A 21091-nucleotide genomic window follows, 5' to 3' on the forward strand; every position below is an offset into this window, starting at 1 on the left:
GACGCTCGACGTGAAACGAGGAAGTAGAACACCGTGCAGACTCATGAAATTCGAAATCGCTTCATCCAGCATTTCGTAAAGGCGGGACACACCGAGGTCCCCAGTGCCTCCCTGGTTTTGGATGACCCGAACCTGCTGTTCGTTAATGCCGGCATGGTGCCGTTCAAGCCCTACTTCCTCGGCAATGAGACTCCGGACTTCTCCACCGCGACCTCAATTCAGAAGTGCGTGCGCACACTGGACATTGAAGAGGTGGGTATCACCACCCGCCACAACACCTTCTTCCAGATGGCGGGTAACTTCTCCTTCGGAAATTACTTCAAGGAAGGTGCCATCACTCATGCATGGAGCCTTCTGACTGGTGCTGTTGAGGACGGCGGCTTTGGCATCCCGGCTGAGAAGCTGTGGGTGACGGTTTTCCTCGATGACGATGAGGCCCATGACATCTGGCACGAGAAGGTTGGTGTGCCGGAAGAGCGCATTCAGCGCCGAGGCATGGCGGACAACTACTGGTCCATGGGTGTGCCTGGCCCGTGTGGCCCGTGTTCAGAGATTTTCTACGACCGCGGCCCGGAGTACGGTGCTGACGGTGGCCCAGAGGCGGACGAGGATCGCTACATCGAGATTTGGAACCTCGTCTTCATGGAAAACGAGCGTGGCGAAGGAACAGGCAAGGACTCTTTCGAGATTCTTGGCCCACTGCCGAAGAAGAACATCGATACCGGTATGGGCATCGAGCGCGTTGCTTTCCTGCTACAGGGTGTCGACAACGTCTACGAAACCGATCTGCTGCGTCCGGTTATCGACGAAGCTGAGCGGCTCACCGGTTCGAAGTACAGCTCCAACCACCAGGACAACATCCGTTTCCGCGTCATCGCCGACCACAGCCGCACCGGCTTGATGCTGATGCTCGACGGTGTCACCCCCTCGAACTCCGATCGTGGCTATATCCTGCGTCGCCTGCTGCGCCGCATCATCCGCTCTGCGCGTCTGCTCGGCGCTAACGGTCCAGTGCTGGAGAAGCTGATTGGTATTGCGGCCGAGACCATGACCCCGTCGTACCCAGAGATCGCGGAGAACTGGAACCGTATTCGCCGCGTCGCCGTCGCCGAGGAAAAGACCTTCACCAAGACTCTGTCCGCCGGTGAGGAGCTGTTCGAACGTGCTGCCACCAAGGCCAAGGCAGAGGGTAAAACCGTTCTATCCGGTCACGACGCCTTCACCCTGCATGACACCCACGGCTTCCCAATCGACCTGACCATCGAGATGGCCGAAGAGGCCGGCCTGACCATCGACCGCGAGGAATTCGATCGCGAGATGGCTGAGCAGCGTGCGCGCGCAAAGGCCGACAGCCAGGCAAAGAAGCAGTCTCACACCGACCTGCATGTCTACCGCGAGTTCATCGATGAACACCCGACGTCCTTCACTGGTTACGATCGGCTTGCCGACGAATCCACGATTCTTGGCATCATTGCCGATGGCCAGAAGCAGTCGTTTGCCGCAGAGGGCGATGAGATTGAGGTTATCCTCGATCGCACTCCGCTCTACGCCGAGGCCGGCGGTCAGCTGGCTGACCGTGGTCGTATCGTGACTGATTCCGGCGCTGTGGTCCACATCAACGATGTTCAAAAGGTGGGCAAGAAGCTGTGGCTGCACAAAGGCATTGTCACCGCTGGTGAATTCACTCCGGGTGTCTCCGCTGAAGCTTTGGTCGACGAGCAGTGGCGTCACGGTGCTCGTCAGGCGCACACTGCAACTCACTTGATTCACGGTGCTCTGCGTCAGGTACTGGGGGATACTGCAACTCAGGCTGGTTCCATGAATAAGCCGGGCTACCTCCGTTTCGACTTCAAGTACGGTGAGCAGCTCACACCGGAACAGCTCCGTGAGATTGAGCAGATCACCAATGAGGCTGTCGACAACGACTGGGCTGTCAATACTGCCGAGATGCCTTTGGAAGAGGCCAAGGCAGCTGGTGCCATGGCATTGTTCAACGAGAACTACGGCGACATCGTCCGCGTTGTCGAGGTCGGTGGCCCGTTCTCAATTGAGCTGTGTGGCGGTACCCACGTTTCGCATTCTTCGCAGATTGGTCCGGTAGCTGTGCTGGGCGAGTCCTCGGTCGGATCGGGCGTGCGCCGTATTGAGGCTTACTCGGGTATGGATTCCTTCCGCTACCTGTCCACCGAGCGTCTCCTGGCTGAACGACTGGCCACTGAATTCAAGGCTCCTTCTGCTGAGCTGCCAGACCGCATTGCAGCACTGGCTGAAAAGCTCAAGGCTGCAGAGAAGCAGCTCGCTGATTTCAAGGCCGGACAGCTGCTGGCCAATGCCGCGTCTCACCTGGAGTCCGCTCGCACCATCGGCGATGTCACCTACCTCGGCCTTAAGCTTCCCGACGGTACGGAGATGAAGGACATCCGTTCGCTGGCTAATGACTTGGCGAAGCGCCTTGCGGATCGCCCAAGCGTCATTGCGTTGATTTCCAACGCTGGCGGCAAGGTTCCGTTTGTGGCCTCGGTTTCGGATGAAGCCGTCAATCGCGGTATTAAGGCCGGCGATTTGGTGAAGCTGATGGGCGCTGAGGTCGGCGGCAAGGGCGGCGGTAAACCGGCAATGGCACAGGGCTCCGGCTCTGATGCTTCCGGAATCGACGCAGCATTGGCCGCGGTTGAGGCCGAACTGTCCAAGTAGCCAATTAACGGCTGTGCTATCGGAAGAGCAGTAAACAATGGCTAAGCCCCGTATTGATACCCCCGGTCAGGATGATCCCGGTCGGGGTCGACGGCTCGGAATCGACGTCGGCGATGTCCGCGTTGGCGTCGCGGTCTCTGACCCCGACTGTATCCTGGCGACCCCGGTTGAAACAGTCACTCGAGCAACGGGGCGAAAAGATCCTGACGGGCCGGATATTGACCGGCTCGTGGAACTTGCCACTGAACTTGAGGTCGTCGAGATTGTTCTCGGCATGCCCCTCATGCTCGACGGCTCGTTCGGGACTTCTGCGCGGAAAGCTACTGACGTTGGATTCCGGCTGCAGCGCCGACTCGGTGACCGAGTCGTAGTGCATTACGCCGACGAGCGGATGACGACGGTAATGGCCCAATCACGGCTGCACGCAGCAGGTATTGATGTTAAGTCCGGGCGGAAGATTATTGACCAGGTTGCGGCAGTAGAAATTCTGCAGTCCTGGTTGGACAGACGGGCAAAAGCTTTGGACGGAAATACCGACTAAGGGGGCACACAAAAGTTACCGAAAGGTGACAATTCACCCACCTTTGCGCAATTATTAAGTGTGTAATACCTAAGCACGTTTGTCGCGTGCATAGGATTTGAAAAGTTGAAGTGGCGATTCACACCTACAATGCAACCTAGTGCTACGACTTCGTCGTAAAGCTATGTCGCACCAGTCGTTATCAGTCGCGTGTCGTACCCGAACGGGAAGACTCCTTGCTGATACCGATGGGAGAGTGAGCTGCATTCGAGGAGATTATTGATGAGTAAAGACGCGCAGACTGCGCGCCGCACTGATAGCGGCGGTGCCGACCGGGACCGCGCTGGTGCTCGCAGCGGTGGGACAAAGTCTCGAGTTCGTCACCGCCAAACGGCAGTGGCAATCAATGTGACTTCTGTCCTGTTATGCGTGTTGGTCCTCGGAGTGATTGGCCTCGTCTGGAACCGTGGCGGCATTGTTGACGATTACGATGGCAAAGCTGAGGGTCCATTGACGATTGTTGAGGTCAGTGAAGGCACGTCACTTACTGATTTGTCCAACCAGTTGGTGGAAAGCGGCGTCGTCAAGTCTTCCCGTGCGTTCATCCAGGCCGCGAATGAGAACTCTCATTCAAGTGAATTGCAGCCTGGTTTCTACCGACTCCATCAGCGGATGAAGGCCGACGAGACCGTCGAGGCTCTTCTGGATGTCGAAAATCAGGTCGGTACCGTTGACATTCCGACTGGCGCCCGTTTCGCCGATACCCGCATTGTGTCCTCATCGGATGTACGTAAGGGAATTTTCTCGCTTATTTCTGAGGCCACTTGTGTTGAAGACAATGACTGCGTATCCAAGGCCGATCTCGAACGTGCTGCTGGCGAGGCCGATTTGGCCGCGCTGGGTGTTCCAGAATGGGCACGGGACGCGGTAGCTGCGCGTGGCAACGACCCTCGTCGTCTTGAGGGACTCATTACGCCGGGTATTCATCACCTTGACCCGCAGCAGACGCCCGAACAGATGCTTGCAAAATTGGTCAAGGAATCGGTGAAGAATTATGAGGACACGGGTCTCATGGCTTCAGCGGACATGGTTGGTCTTACTCCATACGAGCTGATTACCGCAGCTTCTTTGATCCAGATGGAGGCGCCAGATGGCGACTTCGATAAGGTCGCTCGCGTTATTCTCAACCGTCTCGACGAACCGATGCAGCTGCAGTTCGACTCGACAGTCAACTACGACCTGCCAGATCAGGAAATCGCAACCACGGATGAGGACCGCGCGCGAAAGACCGCGTGGAACACCTACGCCAAGGAGGGGCTGCCGGAAACCCCCATTGCTTCGCCCTCCATCGAGGCGATTCGTGCCATGGAAAATCCGGCTGACGGCACCTGGCTGTACTTTGTCACGGTGGACAAGGAAGGAAATACTGTCTTTAGCACGACCTTCGAAGAGCACGAGGCCGCTATCGACGAGTCACGCAACAATGGCGTGCTGGATTCCAACCGCTAAGAGGTAGAACTCCTATGCCTATAACTCATCGCGCAGCCGTGCTGGGAGATCCGATTGATCACTCGTACTCGCCGGCTATTCACAACGCCGGTTACCGCGCTGCGGGAATGAATGACTGGCACTATGACCGCATCCGATGCAACGCCGAAGAGCTTGCCGACGTCGTTGGTGGCGCAGACCCCAGTTTCCAGGGGTTTTCCGTCACGATGCCCGGCAAGTTTGCCGCGCTGGACTTCGCCGATGAAGTCAGTGAGCGCGCGAGGCTCATTGGTTCAGCGAACACTCTGGTCCGTCGCGATTCGGATTGGTTTGCCGACAACACCGATGGCGACGGCGTACTGGGAGCACTGCGCGAGATAGACTGCACGAACGCACCACGTGGCCGCGCCGTTGTTGTTGGTGCCGGTGGCACAGCACGGCCGGCACTTTGGGCGCTGTCGCAGCTGGGGGTCAATCATGTGACCGTGGTAGCGCGCTCCGAGCGCGCATATGACATTGAACCATTAGCTGCCGCGCTGGGGATGGAATTTGTTTGGGTGACTTTTGATGTTCCAAACCTGGCAGATATTGCTGGTAATGCCGACGTGCTGGTCTCTACGGTGCCGTCAGCCGCAATTGAGTCGGTTGCTGGCTACCTCGCTCGAGCACCGAAGATTCTCGACGTCATTTACAATCCCTGGCCAACCCCACTTGTGAAAGCAGCGGAACGCGGAGGGACACAGGCGGTCGGTGGATTGTCCATGTTGCTACATCAAGCGGTGGGACAGTTTGAGCAGTTTACTGGACGCACTCCCGATGTCGAGGCGATGCGTGCAGCGCTGCCGAACTAGCTCACAACCGTTACAATCCCAAAGTTATGGGGTGGGGAATAACTGAGATAGGGCTGTCTCCGATTGGACAGCACAGGATTGCCCCGGTCTACCTTGACCGGGTTTTCTATTTCCTAGTCGTGATGCTTGTACTCGGCTGGGGCGGTATTGGCTGCTGGTTGGATGTGACTCGGCGAAGACTACCGAACTGGTGGTTAGTGCTAGGGGCAGTGGGTCTGATAGCAACCACTGGAATGGTGCTCCAGCAAAAGAGCACCTTGGCTGACAATCTCGCCAGTGCAGTCGCAGCCATAGGAACAGGAATAGGCCTCTGGTTTGGCCTCTATGTAGCAGTCTTCATCTTCAACCCACGCTCTATGGGGGCTGGAGATGTGAAGCTCGCAGCAATTCTCGGGGGCGGTGTCGGTCTGGTATCGGGCGAGCCAGTGGCGACAGCAATTTGGATTGCAGTGGCAATTCTGTTGGCTGCCGGACTCACTCTCCTCATGGCAGGAGTCACCGCGGGAAAGCGGGGCTGGGGTGACCGTCGTAAAGCAAAAACAGCGCCTGTACCGGCGAGCGTGCCTCATGGGCCTGCGATGCTTGCAGCAACCGCCATTGTGTGGGGGATAAGCGGAGGGTACCTACAAGTCCCCTGAAGCGGTAGACCAGGGGCGATGAAATGGGGCATATTTGAAACTTGTATGCCCCCAAATGCACAAGAAGTACGGCAAACGTGACATTATGATACCTATGCTTCGTTGGACTACCGCGGGTGAATCTCACGGCAAAGCGCTTATCGCTCTCGTAGAAGGCGCGCCAGCCGGACTTCCCCTGACTACAGATGACGTATCACGCCACCTCGCACGCCGCCGCCTCGGCTATGGTCGCGGGGCGCGAATGAAGTTTGAGGCTGATGAGGTCACCCTGCTGACTGGCATTCGACATGGTGAGACGCTGGGATCGCCGATTGGCATTATGGTCGGCAACTCCGAATGGCCCAAGTGGACTGAGGTCATGAGCCCGGATCCAGTTGACCCAGTTGTTTTGGATACAGCTCGTGGCGCCACCTTAACCCGCCCGCGCCCGGGGCATGCCGATTTCAACGGCATGCTGAAGTACAACCACACCGATGCTCGAAACATCCTGGAGCGTTCATCGGCTCGCGAGACTGCAGCACGTGTGGCGGCATCGGTTGTGGCACGCTTAATTCTGCGTGAGACTCTCGGTGTGGAAGTTGTCAGCCACGTTATTTCCATCGGTCGTTCGGAGCCCTACGAGGGGCCACTGCCGACCTTCGCTGATCAGGACAAGATTGACGAGTCGCCAGTGCGTGCATTCTCCGCAGCTGCGGAGGAGTCGATGATTGACGAAATCAAGGCCGCCAAGAAGCAGGGCGACACCCTCGGTGGCATCGTCGAGGTCGTTGTCCACGGTCTGCCGGTGGGTCTGGGATCGCACATTTCCGGTGATGCCCGTCTGGATTCGCAGCTTGCGGCTGCCTTGATGGGAATTCAGTCCGTCAAGGGCGTGGAGATCGGCGACGGTTTTGAGGAAGCCCGTCGCCGTGGCACCGAGGCTCACGATGAAATGGTGCGTACCGACGACGGCGTGGATCGGGAAACTAACCGCGCCGGTGGCCTGGAGGGTGGCATGACTAATGCTCAACCTCTCGTTGTGCGTGCTGCGATGAAACCAATTTCGACCGTTCCGCGTGCGCTGAAGACCGTCGATATGGCCAGCGGCGATGCAGCTACCGCAATCCACCAGCGCTCTGATGTCTGCGCGGTCCCGGCCGGCGGTGTTGTCGCAGAGGCAATGGTCGCGCTGGTACTGGCGCGTGCAGTGATGGAAAAGTTCGGCGGCGATAGCCTGGAGGAAACCAAGCGTAACGTTGAGGGCTACTTGGAGCAGACTCGACGTCGCCTTGATTGGAAATAGCGCCACAGTCGCGCACACGAAGAAGGGTAAAACGAGGGGAATGTCCGTTCCTACTATTGTCCTTGTCGGACCGCCCGGATCGGGAAAGTCCACCATCGGTCGTCGACTGTCTCGTGCATTGAGCACAAGACTCACCGATACCGATGAGATGATTGAACAGCGCATGGGCAAGACTTGTGGGGAAGTCTTTTCCGAGCTGGGAGAGCCGGAATTCCGCCGTATCGAGGAACAAATCGTGGCGGAGGCTCTGACCCACGACGGAATCGTCTCACTTGGCGGTGGTGCCGTGATTTCGCAGGCGACCCGTGACCTGCTGGCAGACCATAACGTCGTCTACCTCGAGATCAGCATTGCAGAGGGGGTCCGTCGTACAGCGGGTAACAATTCGCGCCCGGTGCTCCAGGCGGATGCCCCTGAGGCTCATTACCGCGCGCTCTATGAGGCTCGCCGAGCTTTTTACGAAGATGCAGCCACTTTCAAGGTGCGTTCCGACGAACGTTCCCCGCAGCGCGTTGTGGCCGAGATCCTCAGCTACCTCGATGAAACCTGCGACGAGGCTTAACTGGCGACTCTTAAAAGGCGGCAGCTAATCACTGCCGTATAACCAGCAACTCCATACATTTCTTACGCTAACGACTAGGGACTGACAATGAACTCAACCCGCACAATCCGTGTTGAAGGCCCATCCCCGTACACGGTGACCATGGGGCATGGACTCACCGAGCAGATTGCGGAGGCCGCTACCTTTGCCTCCCAGGTTGCGGTAATTCACCAGGGGAGCGTTCAAGAGCTGAGCTTCGGCGTCATCAAGGCACTGGCGGACAAGGGAGTCGACGCTTTCAGCATCCAGATTCCGGATGCGGAGGAGGGCAAGACGCTCGCAGTTGCTGAAACAGTTTGGGACACTTTTGGTGAACGCGGTCTGGGCCGGCGTGACGCGGTAATCGCGATTGGCGGCGGTGCAGCCACAGACTTCGGTGGATTCGTCGCCGCCGCGTGGATGCGTGGAGTGAAGGTTATCCAGGTCCCGACGACGCTGCTCGGCATGGTCGACGCGGCTGTCGGCGGTAAGACCGGTATCAACACTGCAGCCGGCAAGAACCTGGTCGGCGCTTTCCACGAGCCTGCCGCGGTGTTTTGTGACCTTGACGTCCTGCGCACCTTGCCGAAGGCCGAGCTGATTGCGGGCTCGGCAGAGATTATCAAGGCTGGATTTATCGCGGACACGAAGATTCTCGATCTTTACGAGGCAAACCCGCAGGCCTGCCTCGATGTTGACGGTGACCTGCCAGAACTGGTCGAGCGCGCGATTGCTGTCAAGGCACGCGTTGTCGTTGAGGATCTGAAGGAATCTGGCCTCCGTGAGATCCTGAACTATGGCCACACTTTCGGTCATGCCGTTGAGCACTTTGAAAACTACCGCTGGCGCCATGGCCACGCCGTAGCTGTAGGCATGGTTTATGTTGCTGAGCTGGCCAAGATCACCGGACATATTGATCAGGAACTCGTAGACCGCCACCGTCGCATCCTAGAGTGCATTGGGCTGCCAACGACCTACCAGGCAGGTCGTTTTACCGAGCTCTACGATGCTATGACCAGGGATAAGAAGAACCGCGATGGTGCGATCCGATTCGTTATTCTGGACAACCCCGGTGAAACAGCCCGTCTTGAAGGCCCGGGAATGGATGACCTCGAGCGTGCATACGAACTGCTCTGCAACAATGGGCACGCCGCATCGGAGGAGTCAGCCCGCTCATGACCTCTCTTCGCGCAGCAACTGATGCCACAACGGCGATTCCGACCGTGCTTGTTCTGAACGGCCCGAACCTCGATCGTCTAGGCAAGCGTCAGCCAGAAATTTACGGTGCCACTACTTTGGCCGATGTCGAATCTGAACTTCGCACCCTAGCCAAGGAGCTTGGCGTCGTAGTGGATTGCCGCCAATCCAACTATGAAGGTCAACTCATCGAGTGGGTTCACGAAGCTGCCGACTACGGTTGGCCAGTCATTATCAATCCAGGGGGGTTGACACACACCTCCGTCGCCCTACGTGACGCGCTTGCCGAAATTGCCGACGGCGCGGGCTTCCACGAGGTCCATATTTCAAACATTCACGCCCGGGAGGAGTTTCGGCACCACTCGTACCTGTCGGCGCTTGCCGCGGGCGTTATCGTCGGATGCGGAACTGATGGGTATTCCATGGCACTGAGAAGGGTGAGTACGAAACTATGACAGATATCTCCACGAACTACGCCGCCCGCCGAGCCGCTCTTATCGACGCATTGTCCGACAACGACTGCGACGGTTTCCTCACAGTCGATCCGACGCATGTTGGTTGGCTTACAGGTTTCCACGGCTCGAATGCTGGTTTGATTGTTGCGGCCAGTGGGGAAGCGCTGCTTTCCACCGACGGCCGCTATACGGTTCAGGCTGGCAAACAGGCACCGGACGTGGAGTTACTCACCGCCCGCAACACCGGCGTGGCACTCGTCGGTCAATGCCGAAAGCTGGATATCTCGCGTCTTGGTGTTGAATCTGAGTTCCTCACTATGGCCGCTTATCAAGAGCTAGAGGATGCCCGGCCACAGGCACTCGAGCTGGTATCGACTACGGGCGTCGTCTCTAAACTGCGGGAGGTCAAGTCCGATACAGAACTCGTCGCTCTGCGCCACGTCGCTGACATCGCGGTCCGCGCATTCGAGGACTTGCTTCACGACGGCATCGTGGTCGCCGGCCGCACGGAGCGCGAAGTCGCCGCAGAGTTGGAGTACCGCATGCGCATGCATGGCGCCGATCGGCCTAGCTTCGACACGATTGTCGCGAGCGGCCCGAATTCCGCCAAGCCACACCACGGAGCGGAAGATCGCGTAATCGAGGCAGGTGACCTGGTCACTATTGACTTTGGCGCCTTTGCCGGGGGCTACAACTCAGATATGACACGTACCCTCTTTGCCGGTGAGGCGGGAACGTCGTCAAGCGAAAGCGATTCGAACAATACGTCGTCAGATTTGGACGGCGCGATTGTTGCCGGGGTGGAGTTCGCAGACGAGAAGGCCCGAGAGATTTACAATGTCGTGCTGGAAGCCCAGCTGGCTGGCGTAAAAGCGGCCGTGCCAGGGGCTGATGTTGTGGCTGTAGACGCAGCATGCCGGGACATTATTGAAAAGGCTGGTTATGGGGAGCACTTCGTTCATTCCACCGGCCACGGAATCGGTATTGAGGTGCATGAGGCTCCATTTGCTGGTCGCACCGGCAAGGGGAAGTTGGCAGCTGGCATGACGTTGACCATCGAGCCTGGTATTTATGTGCCGGGGTTCGGCGGTGTGCGCATCGAAGATACGTTGATTATCACCGACACCGAGCCGGAAATTATTACGCAGCTGTCGAAACCGCGAGCCTAACATCACGGCGTTTTATTTTTCTCTCGATGAGATACGGAGTATCGTGGTTTCGTCAGAGAGCTTTTTAACAATTTCAGGAGAGTTTAGTTGGCTACCACCGCAGATTTTAAAAACGGTCTAGTTATCAAGCACGACAACAAGCTTCAGCAGATCGTGGAGTTCCAGCACGTCAAGCCAGGTAAGGGTCCGGCATTCGTCCGCACCAAGCTGAAGGACGTTCTGACCGGCAAGGTTGTTGACAAGACTTTCAACGCTGGCGTCAAGATTGAGACTGCTACCGTCGACCGTCGCGACATGACGTACCTGTACCACGACGGTGAAGGATACGTCTTCATGGACGACAAGACCTACGACCAGATTTCCATCCTGGACGCTCAGATGCCGGAGGGTGCTAAGTTCCTGCTTCCGGAAACCACCTGCCAGGTGTCCTTCCATGAGGGCAACGTTCTTTTCGCTGAAATGCCTGTTTCGGTTGAACTGAAGGTTGAGCAGACCGACCCGGGTCTGCAGGGCGACCGCTCCACCGGTGGCACCAAGCCGGCAACTTTGGAGACTGGCGCTGAGATTCAGGTGCCGCTGTTCATCGAAACCGGCGACGTACTGAAGGTCGACACCCGTGACGGCTCCTACCTGTCCCGCGTCAACCACTAATTCCCTCATCTAGTTCACCCTTTTGTTGAGAGCGATACATACACATCCATGACTGAAAAGGATCACAAGTCCGTCGAGACCCCGGATGCGCAGGAGTCCGCGAAAGTTCGCGAACCTAACTACAAGCGCCACGGCGCGCGCTACCGTGCGCGCCGTCGTGCGGTAGATCTGCTATTTGAGGCCGAGCAGCGAGGCGTCGACGTCGTCAAGCTTCTTGAAGAGCGGCTGGAAATGGTCCGTAATCCAGATCTGGATGTGAATCCAATTGCGGAGTACACCGAGCAGATCGTGCGCGGTGTAGCTGCGGAAATTATCGGTATCGACTCGACGATTTCCTCGTACCTGACGGAGGAGTGGCCGCTGCGTCGCCTACCGGCAGTCGACCGTGCTATCTTGCGTCTTTCCACCTGGGAGCTGTTCTACAACTCCGACGTGCCTCCGCGTGTGGCCGTGGTGGAAGGCGTTGAGCTGGCATCGGAATACTCCACTGATGTGGCGGCACCGTACATCAACGCAGTTCTCGATGCCGAGGCCAAGATTGCCGACCAGGCACGCCTGGCAGCAGCAGCTGTTAGCACTTCGGTGGGCGAGTCCCAGTTCGACGAGGCTATTCAGGCACAGGCTGCTGCAAATGAGGAAGCTGACAAGGCACTGGCTGACTCCGATGAGATGGCTAAGATTACCGGCCTGGACATGAGCGATATTGCCAAGCTGGTGGCTGAAGACGTGGCTAAGAGCGAGAACGGGTCCTAGCCAATCAAAGCGGCCGGGCTCACTGCGAGCCGATCACAGTCGGTTCTCGCGGATTGTCTGAAACTCCAAGTCCCTTTTTTGGGGGCTTGGAGTTTTGTTGCATTTAGAGGCAATTTAAGTGTGAGTGCTATTCTGGTCAGCGGAAGTTTGCACCGCGCCCGTAGTTGCGAGTCATGCAAACTGATAATTAAATATCCACAATCAAGACATCCTTTAACGGACCGCACTGAGAGGCGGGGAAGGAGGTCACGATGAGCGAAGGAACGCCGCAAACAACCGAGCTGCTCAATGCAGACGAAGTTGCACGTACCATCGCGCGCATCGCGCACCAAATTATTGAAAAAACTGCGCTGGATAGCCCAAATGCTGGGCGCGTAGTTCTCCTCGGCATTCCATCTGGTGGCGTACCGCTGGCGGAGAAGCTAGCCGATTTGATTGAACAGTTCTCCGGCATTCGCCCGGAAACTGGATCGCTTGATATCACCCTGTACAGGGATGACTTGCGCAAGGGCCCGCACCGCGCCCTGCAGCCCACGAACATTCCAAACTCCGGAATCGACGGCACCACCGTTGTTCTCGTAGACGATGTCCTCTTCTCAGGTCGCACGATTCGCGCCGCACTCGACGCTATTGCTGACATCGGTCGCCCGCGAGTAATTCAGCTTGCAGTGCTGGTTGATCGTGGTCATCGTCAACTACCAATTCGCGCCGATTACGTCGGTAAGAATCTGCCAACTTCCCGCGACGAAGACGTCGATGTGCTGGTAGAGGCACTTGACGGCCGTGACGCGGTTATTCTCACCCGGGCGGAGGAACAGTGAAACACCTGATTAGCATTGCGGATTTGACCAAGGATGAAATTGTCGGCCTGATGGATGAGGCCGATCGTTTCAAGGAGGTCATCCGCGGTCGGGAAATTAAGAAGCTGCCGACCCTGCGCGGCCGCACTATTTACAACCTCTTTTACGAGAACTCCACGCGTACCCGCTCTTCTTTTGAGACTGCGGGTAAGTGGATGAGCGCCGATGTTATTAATATCTCGGCTTCCTCTTCCTCTGTGAAGAAAGGCGAAAGTCTGAAAGACACCGCGCTGACTTTGGATGCTATCGGCGGCGATGCCATCGTCGTTAGGCACCCATCGTCGGGCGCGGCACAGCTGATCGCCAAGTGGACTGAGGAATTTGGCAACGGCCCATCGATCATCAACGCGGGTGACGGAAAGCACCAGCACCCGACGCAGGCTCTCCTGGACGCAGTGACGTTGCGTCAGCGCCTCGGTGGAATTGAGGGGCGCAAGGTCGTCATCGTTGGCGATATTTTGCATTCTCGCGTCGCTCGCTCTAACGCCGATCTGCTGAGCAAGCTCGGCGCCGAGGTCGTGTTCGTCGCGCCACCGACGCTGCTGCCGTTTGGCATCGAGACCTGGCCGGTGCGTGTTGCCTACCGCATGGAAGACGAGATCCGCGATGCTGATGCCGTGATGATGCTCCGCGTTCAGCAGGAGCGCATGAACGGAGGCTTCTTCCCATCCCATCGCGAATACGCCACTCGCTACGGGCTGTCGAAGGCTCGCGAGAAGATGCTTCGCGACGACTGCATCGTGATGCACCCAGGTCCGATGCTTCGTGGCATGGAAATTAACGACGCCGTCGCTGATCTGCCGCGCACCGCCGTGCTGCAGCAGGTAGCCAACGGTGTCCACGTCCGCATGGCAGTTCTTTTCACACTGCTGACCTCAGGTGTTTCCGCCAACTTGGAAGGGCAGGCATAAATGTCGAATCGCAATGAGTATGACGAAGCCTCGTACCCCGAGGTAGGACCATTGGCAGCACCCGCACGGGGACAGCTGCTGCTGAAGGGTGTGCGTCCCTACGGTGAAGGCGAAGACGTCGACGTCTTGATTGAAGATGGCGTCATCGCTGAGATTGGCGAAAACCTCACGGTTGAGGACGGGGTAGAGGTCCTGGAGTTCGACTCCCTCGTTCTCTTGCCAGGCCTGGTTGACATCCATGTGCACCTGCGGGAGCCGGGCCGTGAAGATACGGAAACCCTGGCCACTGGTTCCGCTGCCGCAGCACGCGGTGGTTTCACCGCAGTGTTCACTATGGCCAATACCGCGCCGGTAACCGATGACCCCTCGATTGCTGAGTCGGTGTGGCTCAAGGGCCAGGCGCTGAACCTCTGCGACGTTCACCCGGTCGGATCCATTACTAAGGGGCTGAAGGGCGAGACGCTGACTGAGTTCGGCATGATGGCAGACTCGCAGGCGAAGGTACGCATGTTCTCCGATGACGGTAAGTGCGTTGACAATCCGCTGATTATGCGCCGCGCGATTGAATACGCCCGCGGCGAAGACGTATTGCTGGCGCAGCACTGCGAAGATCCGCGTCTGACCGCAGATGCATCGGCTCACGAAGGTCCGACCGCCGCACGACTCGGCCTGACCGGGTGGCCGCGCGTAGCTGAGGAGTCCATCGTGGCCCGAGATGCCATTATGGCTCGCGACTACGGCGGACGCATGCACATCTGCCACGCTTCCACCGAAGGCACGGTTGAGCTGGTCAAGTGGGCAAAGGAGCATGATATTCCGCTGACCGCCGAGGTTACCCCGCATCACCTGATTCTCACCGATGAGAAGTTGGAGACCTACGACGGCGTCTACCGCGTCAATCCGCCGCTGCGTGAGCAGCGCGACACCCTGGCTCTGCGTCAGGCTCTGATTGACGGGATCATTGACTGTGTCGCTACCGACCACGCTCCGCACGGCTCTGAAGAAAAGTGCTGCGAGTTCGAGCACGCTAAGCCCGGCATGCTTGGTCTGGAGACCTCGATGCCAATCATCGCCGAAGAGTTCGTTTTGAAGGGCGATTGTGATTGGCGCTGGCTGGCCAAGGTCATGAGTGAGCGTCCCGCTCAAATCGTGAAGCTACCGGGGCACGGCCGTCCGATTGCTGTCGGTGAGCCTGCCAACCTGACCGTTGTTGACCCGGGCAAAAAGTGGACGGTCCGCGGCGAAGACCTGGCGTCGAAGTCTGAGAACACTCCATATGAGGAAATGGAGATGGCCGTGTCCGTGGCAGCTACCGTGCTGCGCGGTAAGGTGACCGCTCTTAACGGAGAGGTCGCTGGATAATATTCATGTCAACGCATAAACATTCACATGCGTCCCGTATGATTAATGTAAATTCCTCGCACGCTACCCAACTGAAAGGCAATAACGTGAGCAACGAGTCGCAGGCCGCGGCCGCTACAGCGGCAGTCCTGGTATTGGCAGATGGCCGAGTGTTCCGCGGACGCGGTTTCGGCGCCACCGGTACAACCCTGGGTGAGGCAGTTTTTACCACCGCTATGACGGGCTACCAGGAAACCCTGACGGACCCGTCCTACCACCGCCAGCTGATTGTGGCTACCGCACCACAGATCGGCAACACCGGTTGGAACGATGAGGACTACGAGTCCCGCGGAAACCAGATTTGGGCAGCTGGCTTTATTATCCGCGATTTGTCGCGCATTCCCTCCAACTGGCGCTCGGAGCGCAGCTTGGAAGATGAACTGAAGGCACAGGGCATCATCGGTATCCGCCAGATTGATACCCGCGCGCTGGTTCGCCATTTGCGCGACAATGGCTCGATTGCCGCTGGTATTTTCTCCGGTGAGGACGCACAGCAGCCCGTCGATAAGCTGGTGGAAATCGTTCGCGCTCAGCCTGCGATGAAGGGCGCGGACCTGGCTCGCGAGGTCAGCACCGATGAGGCCTATGTCGTGGAACCACAGGGGGAGAAGAAGGCACGTGTTGTGGCCTACGACCTGGGCATCAAGTCCAACACCCCGCGTGAGCTGGCTAAGCGTGGCCTGGAAGTCGTAGTTGTTCCGGCTAACACTCCGTACGAAGATATTAAGAAGGAATACCAGCCGGACGGTGTCTTCTTGTCCAACGGCCCGGGTGACCCGGCAACCGCTGATGAGATGGTTGCGGTCGCCAAGGCTGCCCTCGATGACGGTATGCCGCTATTCGGTATCTGCTTCGGTAACCAGATTCTTGGCCGCGCACTCGGCCTGAGTACCTACAAGCTGGTCTTCGGTCACCGCGGCGTCAATGTTCCGGTGAAGGACCACCACACTGGCCGTATTTTTATCACCGCTCAGAACCACGGCTTCGCACTTGAAGGCAAGGCCGGCGAGAGTTTCGATACCCCGTGGGGCGAGGCAGAGGTTACGCACACCTGCCTTAACGACGACGTCGTGGAAGGTGTCGCACTGAAGAACGGCATGGCCTTTTCTGTGCAGTACCACCCGGAGTCCGCAGCCGGCCCGCACGATGCGCACTCTCTCTTTGATGACTTCCTGGCGCTGATCCAGAAGGTCGATTTCAACAAGTCCGCAACCGGAAACTCGAACAAGTAGGAAAGGGCTAAGGGACCTAACACCATGCCACGTCGTACAGACATCAACCACGTACTGGTTATCGGCTCCGGCCCGATTGTTATCGGTCAGGCCTGCGAGTTCGACTACTCCGGCACCCAGGCTTGCCGCGTGCTACGCGAAGAAGGCCTGCGAGTCACGCTGGTCAACTCCAACCCGGCAACGATTATGACTGACCCGGAGTTCGCAGACTCCACCTATATCGAGCCGATTGAAACCAAGTACATCGAAAAGATCCTGGCCAAGGAAGCTGCAGAGGGCAACCCGATTGACGCTGTCCTGGCAACTCTCGGTGGCCAGACTGCTCTGAACGCAGCTATTCAGCTGGACCGCGAGGGCATTCTGGAGAAGTACAATGTCGAGCTGATTGGTGCTGATATTCCGGCCATTCAGCGCGGTGAGGATCGCCAGATGTTCAAGGACATCGTCGCCAAGATTGGTGGCGAGTCCGCTCGTTCCCGCGTCTGCCACAACATGGAAGAAGTCCATGAGACTGTTGCAGAGCTCGGTCTTCCGGTCGTTGTTCGCCCTTCGTTCACCATGGGCGGTCTGGGTTCCGGTCTGGCCTTCAACCAGGAAGACCTCGACCGTATTGCAGGTGGCGGCCTGGCCGCATCGCCCGAGGCCAATGTTCTGATCGAGGAGTCCATCCTCGGCTGGAAGGAATTTGAGCTCGAGCTCATGCGCGATGGCGACGACAACGTCGTCGTGGTCTGCTCCATTGAAAACGTTGATGCCCTCGGTGTCCACACTGGTGACTCGGTGACTGTCGCCCCGTCGATGACTCTGACCGACCGCGAGTTCCAGACCATGCGTGACCAAGGCATCGCAATTCTGCGTGAGGTCGGCGTTGACACCGGTGGCTGTAACATCCAGTTCGCCATCAACCCGAATGACGGCCGCATCATCACCATTGAGATGAACCCGCGTGTCTCCCGCTCGTCGGCGCTTGCTTCCAAGGCAACTGGTTTCCCGATTGCAAAGATTGCTGCCAAGCTGGCTATCGGCTACACCCTTGATGAGATCACCAACGACATCACCGGTGAAACCCCGGCAGCGTTTGAGCCGGTGCAGGACTACGTGATTGTCAAGGCTCCACGCTTTGCTTTCGAGAAGTTCCCAGGTGCTGACGATACGCTGACCACCACCATGAAGTCCGTCGGTGAGGCCATGGCTATCGGCCGTAACTACATCGGCGCGCTCGGTAAGGTCATGCGCTCGCTGGAGAACAAGCCAGCTGGTTTCTGGACTGTTCCGGATGAGGACTTCGCAGGTGAGCGCGCAAACGATGTCAACGCTGTCCTTGAAGATCTGAAGCGTCCGACTGAAGGCCGCATCTACGACGTTGAGCTGGCTCAGCGTTTGGGTGCTTCCATCGAGCAGATCCACGAAGCTTCCGGCCTGGATCCGTGGTTTATCGCCGAGATGGAAAACCTGCAGGATATCCGCAAGGAGCTTATCGACGCTCCGGTGCTGACCTCCGACCTGCTGCGTGAGGCTAAGTATTGGGGCCTGTCCGACGCTCAGATTGCTGCGCTGCGTCCGGAGTTGGCCGGGGAAGACGGCGTGCGCGAGCTGCGCTGGCGCCTGAACATCCACCCGGTATTCAAGACTGTCGATACCTGCTCCGCCGAGTTCGAAGCACAGACTCCGTACCACTACTCGGCATACGAGCTGGACCCGGCTGCTGAGTCCGAGGTCGCCCCGCAGACCGAGAAGGAAAAGGTCATCATCCTCGGTTCTGGTCCGAACCGTATCGGCCAGGGCATTGAGTTCGACTACTCCTGTGTCCACGCGGCCCTCGAGCTTTCCCGCGTTGGCTACGAGACCGTCATGGTCAACTGCAACCCGGAAACGGTTTCCACCGACTACGACACCGCAGATCGCCTCTATTTCGAGCCATTGACCTTCGAGGATGTCCTCGAGGTCTACCACGCTGAGAGCCAGTCCGGAAAGGTCGCAGGCGTCATTGTTCAGCTCGGTGGCCAGACCCCGCTGGGCCTGGCGGAGCGTCTGCAGGCCGCAGGCGTTCCGATTGTCGGCACTAGCCCAGAGGCAATCGACCTGGCTGAGGACCGCGGTGAGTTCGGCAAGGTGCTGGCTGAGGCCAAGCTGCCGGCGCCGGAGTTCGGTACCGCCACCTCCTTCGCAGAAGCTCGCCAGGTTGCCGCTGGTATCGGTTACCCGGTGCTGGTCCGTCCGTCCTACGTCCTCGGCGGCCGTGGCATGGAAATCGTCTACGATGAGGCCACTCTGGAGGACTACATCAACCGCGCTACCGAGCTGTCCAATGAGCACCCGGTACTGGTTGACCGCTTCCTGGACAGCGCCATCGAGATTGATGTTGATGCACTGTGTGATGGGGAAGAGGTCTACCTCGGCGGCGTTATGGAGCACATCGAGGAAGCCGGTATTCACTCCGGTGACTCCGCGTGTGCGCTGCCTCCGATGACTCTGTCGGCAGGCATCATCGACAAGGTGCGTGAATCCACCAAGGCACTGGCACATGGCATCGGTGTCAAGGGCCTGATGAACGTTCAGTACGCACTCAAGGACGAGACCCTCTACGTCATCGAGGCCAACCCGCGTGCATCTCGCACCGTACCGTTTGTCTCCAAGGCAACCTCGGTTCCGCTGGCTAAGGCCGCGTCCCGCGTCATGATGGGCGCTACTATCGCGGAACTGCGCGAAGAGGGCATGATCCCGTCCAACTTCGACGGTGGCTCCCTGCCTGCTGACGCTCCGATTGCGGTTAAGGAAGCGGTCCTGCCGTTCAACCGCTTCCGCGACTTCGAGGGCCGCGCTCTCGACAGCCTGCTGAGCCCGGAGATGAAGTCCACCGGTGAAGTCATGGGCCTGGCCGACAACTTTGGTGCCGCTTTCGCCAAGGGCGAGCTGGCCGGTTTCGGTGAGCTGCCGACCGAGGGCACGATCTTCGTCTCGCTGGCCAACCGCGATAAGCGCACTCTGGTCTTCCCGATCCTCACGCTGGCGGATATGGGATTCCGCATCCTGGCAACGGAGGGTACGGCCGGTATGCTGCGCCGCAACGGTGTTGAGTGTGAGGTCGTCGCAAAGCGTACGACTGATTCCGAAGCACCGACGGACGAGCGCGACATCGTCGACATGATTCGCGACGGTGAGGTTGACATCATTATCAACACCCCGTCCGGTTCTGCTGGCGCACGCTCTGACGGATATGAGATTCGCGCTGCTGCTGTGAGCCAGGGCGTAACTTGTGTGACCACCGCTCAGGGGGCCGTCGCCGCACTGCAGGGCATTCTGGCACTGCGCAACGGTGAGATGAGCGTTAAGGCTCTGCAGGAACTCCACCCGGCAGAGTTGGCTGCTCAGGAGCAGGCCTAACATGACCGCGAAGGCTGAAGGTTCCGCAGTGCGGACAGTCAAAGGTTTCGGCGATCGCCTCAGCGAGGTTGTCGCCGAGCGCGGTCGGCTCTGCGTGGGCATCGACCCGCACCCGGGGCTGCTGGATGCCTGGCAGTTGCCGTATTCGGCTGACGGTCTAGAGCGTTTTGCCGCCACATGCGTCGAGGCGTTCGGTGACATCGTTGCCGTCGTCAAGCCCCAGGTGGCGTTCTTTGAAGCCTACGGTTCCAAGGGCTTTGCCGTCCTGGAGCGGACGTTGGCAGATCTGAAGGACGCCGGTGCGCTGTCGATTGCAGATGCCAAGCGTGGCGATATCGGTTCGACGATGGCTGCATACGCTGATGCCTGGCTATCGGATGGCTCGCCGCTGGCAGCCGACGCTCTGACGGTTTCTCCGTACCTCGGGTTCGGTGCTCTTGATCCGGCGGTTTCGTTGGCGTTGGAGAACGGACGCGGCCTGTTCGTGTTGGCCGCAACGTCCAATCCGGAAGGTGCGTCCGTACAAAAGGCGACCGTTTCGGGTGAGAGTCTGGCTCAGACCATGGTCAACCAGGCAGCCGCTATTAATGCCCGCCAGATTGACGCTGGTGCAAAGGCGGGCAGCATCGGCGTTGTTGTTGGCGCAACGCTTGACGACGCCCCGGTGCTCAGTGACCTGCGCGGTCCCATTCTCATGCCCGGTGTGGGAGCTCAGGGTGGAACCCCGGCCGATGTAGATCGTCTGGCAGGGGAATCCAAGGGGCTTGCACTGCCAAATATTTCGCGTGCAATTCTCTCCGCTGGGCCTGATCCTGCTGCGCTGCGGCGCGCAACTATTGAAGCTGCGGCTCCGTTCCTATCCGAGAGTTAGCAGCGAATCGACGATTTGGCAGAGGCCCGCAGGGCGCACCTCATAGAACAGGTGCCCCTGCGGGCTTCTTCCGTACCTAGCTGCCGAGATTTTCCTAATGAGCCTCAGGTGGCGGCGGAGTAGGTATGGGCAAGTTACTGTGACGATTCCTGGG

17 protein-coding genes and 1 pseudogene are annotated in these 21091 nt (G+C 58.5%); all 18 read left to right on the forward strand.

Features of this window, described 5'->3' with window-relative positions; all coding sequences use genetic code 11:
* Positions 1-33: 33 nt before the first annotated feature.
* The 18 genes and pseudogenes from alaS to pyrF all read left to right on the forward strand — a co-directional run bounded on the left by alaS (position 34) and on the right by pyrF (position 20937).
* Entirely contained in the window at positions 34-2694 is a 2661-nt protein-coding gene (gene alaS / locus HMPREF2681_RS10415) for an alanine--tRNA ligase (RefSeq protein WP_016422696.1), read from the forward strand.
* 37 nt (positions 2695-2731) lie between these two features.
* Positions 2732-3235: a Holliday junction resolvase RuvX gene (gene ruvX / locus HMPREF2681_RS10420; RefSeq protein WP_016422697.1), complete on the forward strand. Its 504-nt coding sequence runs from the start codon at positions 2732-2734 to the stop codon at positions 3233-3235.
* Between the two features lie 261 nt (positions 3236-3496).
* Positions 3497-4723, forward strand: a complete 1227-nt coding sequence (gene mltG, locus HMPREF2681_RS10425; protein WP_048731838.1) for an endolytic transglycosylase MltG — start codon at positions 3497-3499, stop codon at positions 4721-4723.
* 14 nt (positions 4724-4737) lie between these two features.
* The gene (locus HMPREF2681_RS10430; protein WP_016422699.1) at positions 4738-5553 is read left to right on the forward strand and encodes a shikimate dehydrogenase; all 816 of its coding nucleotides are present in this window, start codon (positions 4738-4740) and stop codon (positions 5551-5553) included.
* Between the two features lie 122 nt (positions 5554-5675).
* Complete coding sequence (locus tag HMPREF2681_RS10435; RefSeq protein WP_224783722.1) at positions 5676-6191, forward strand: prepilin peptidase; 516 nt, start codon at positions 5676-5678, stop codon at positions 6189-6191.
* Positions 6192-6285: 94 nt separating this feature from the next.
* On the forward strand, positions 6286-7473 hold the full coding sequence (gene aroC / locus HMPREF2681_RS10440; RefSeq protein ID WP_187269731.1) for a chorismate synthase: 1188 nt from the start codon (positions 6286-6288) through the stop codon (positions 7471-7473).
* Positions 7474-7513: 40 nt separating this feature from the next.
* Positions 7514-8035, forward strand: coding sequence for a shikimate kinase (locus tag HMPREF2681_RS10445; protein ID WP_016422702.1), 522 nt, complete (start codon positions 7514-7516; stop codon positions 8033-8035).
* Positions 8036-8122: 87 nt separating this feature from the next.
* On the forward strand, positions 8123-9232 hold the full coding sequence (aroB, locus tag HMPREF2681_RS10450) for a 3-dehydroquinate synthase (RefSeq protein ID WP_016422703.1): 1110 nt from the start codon (positions 8123-8125) through the stop codon (positions 9230-9232).
* A complete protein-coding gene (gene aroQ, locus HMPREF2681_RS10455) occupies positions 9229-9705 on the forward strand; it encodes a type II 3-dehydroquinate dehydratase (RefSeq protein WP_016422704.1) in 477 nt (158 codons plus the stop codon). Before aroB ends, aroQ begins: the two co-directional genes overlap by 4 nt.
* Positions 9702-10874: a M24 family metallopeptidase gene (locus HMPREF2681_RS10460; protein ID WP_070438375.1), complete on the forward strand. Its 1173-nt coding sequence runs from the start codon at positions 9702-9704 to the stop codon at positions 10872-10874. The genes aroQ and HMPREF2681_RS10460 overlap by 4 nt, the downstream gene beginning before the upstream one ends.
* A gap of 87 nt (positions 10875-10961) precedes the next feature.
* Positions 10962-11525 (forward strand): elongation factor P, encoded by a 564-nt coding sequence (efp, locus tag HMPREF2681_RS10465; RefSeq protein WP_016422706.1) that lies wholly within the window; start codon positions 10962-10964, stop codon positions 11523-11525.
* Positions 11526-11573: 48 nt separating this feature from the next.
* A pseudogene (gene nusB, locus HMPREF2681_RS10470) lies at positions 11574-12095 on the forward strand (transcription antitermination factor NusB); the annotation flags it as partial.
* Between the two features lie 434 nt (positions 12096-12529).
* Entirely contained in the window at positions 12530-13099 is a 570-nt protein-coding gene (pyrR, locus tag HMPREF2681_RS10475) for a bifunctional pyr operon transcriptional regulator/uracil phosphoribosyltransferase PyrR (RefSeq protein ID WP_016422708.1), read from the forward strand.
* Entirely contained in the window at positions 13096-14049 is a 954-nt protein-coding gene (locus HMPREF2681_RS10480; protein ID WP_016422709.1) for an aspartate carbamoyltransferase catalytic subunit, read from the forward strand. The genes pyrR and HMPREF2681_RS10480 overlap by 4 nt, the downstream gene beginning before the upstream one ends.
* Positions 14050-15411 carry a dihydroorotase gene (locus tag HMPREF2681_RS10485; protein ID WP_070547077.1) on the forward strand — a complete coding sequence of 454 codons (1362 nt, stop codon included), beginning with the start codon at positions 14050-14052 and terminating at the stop codon, positions 15409-15411. It begins immediately after the preceding gene.
* 38 nt (positions 15412-15449) lie between these two features.
* Complete coding sequence (gene carA / locus HMPREF2681_RS10490) at positions 15450-16682, forward strand: glutamine-hydrolyzing carbamoyl-phosphate synthase small subunit (protein WP_370550218.1); 1233 nt, start codon at positions 15450-15452, stop codon at positions 16680-16682.
* A gap of 24 nt (positions 16683-16706) precedes the next feature.
* The gene (gene carB, locus HMPREF2681_RS10495) at positions 16707-20066 is read left to right on the forward strand and encodes a carbamoyl-phosphate synthase large subunit (protein WP_048731855.1); all 3360 of its coding nucleotides are present in this window, start codon (positions 16707-16709) and stop codon (positions 20064-20066) included.
* Between the two features lies 1 nt (position 20067).
* On the forward strand, positions 20068-20937 hold the full coding sequence (gene pyrF, locus HMPREF2681_RS10500) for an orotidine-5'-phosphate decarboxylase (RefSeq protein ID WP_070547081.1): 870 nt from the start codon (positions 20068-20070) through the stop codon (positions 20935-20937).
* The last annotated feature ends 154 nt before the right edge of the window (positions 20938-21091 follow it).

This window comes from Corynebacterium sp. HMSC064H12 (assembly GCF_001809925.1).
Classification (GTDB): domain Bacteria; phylum Actinomycetota; class Actinomycetes; order Mycobacteriales; family Mycobacteriaceae; genus Corynebacterium; species Corynebacterium jeikeium_D.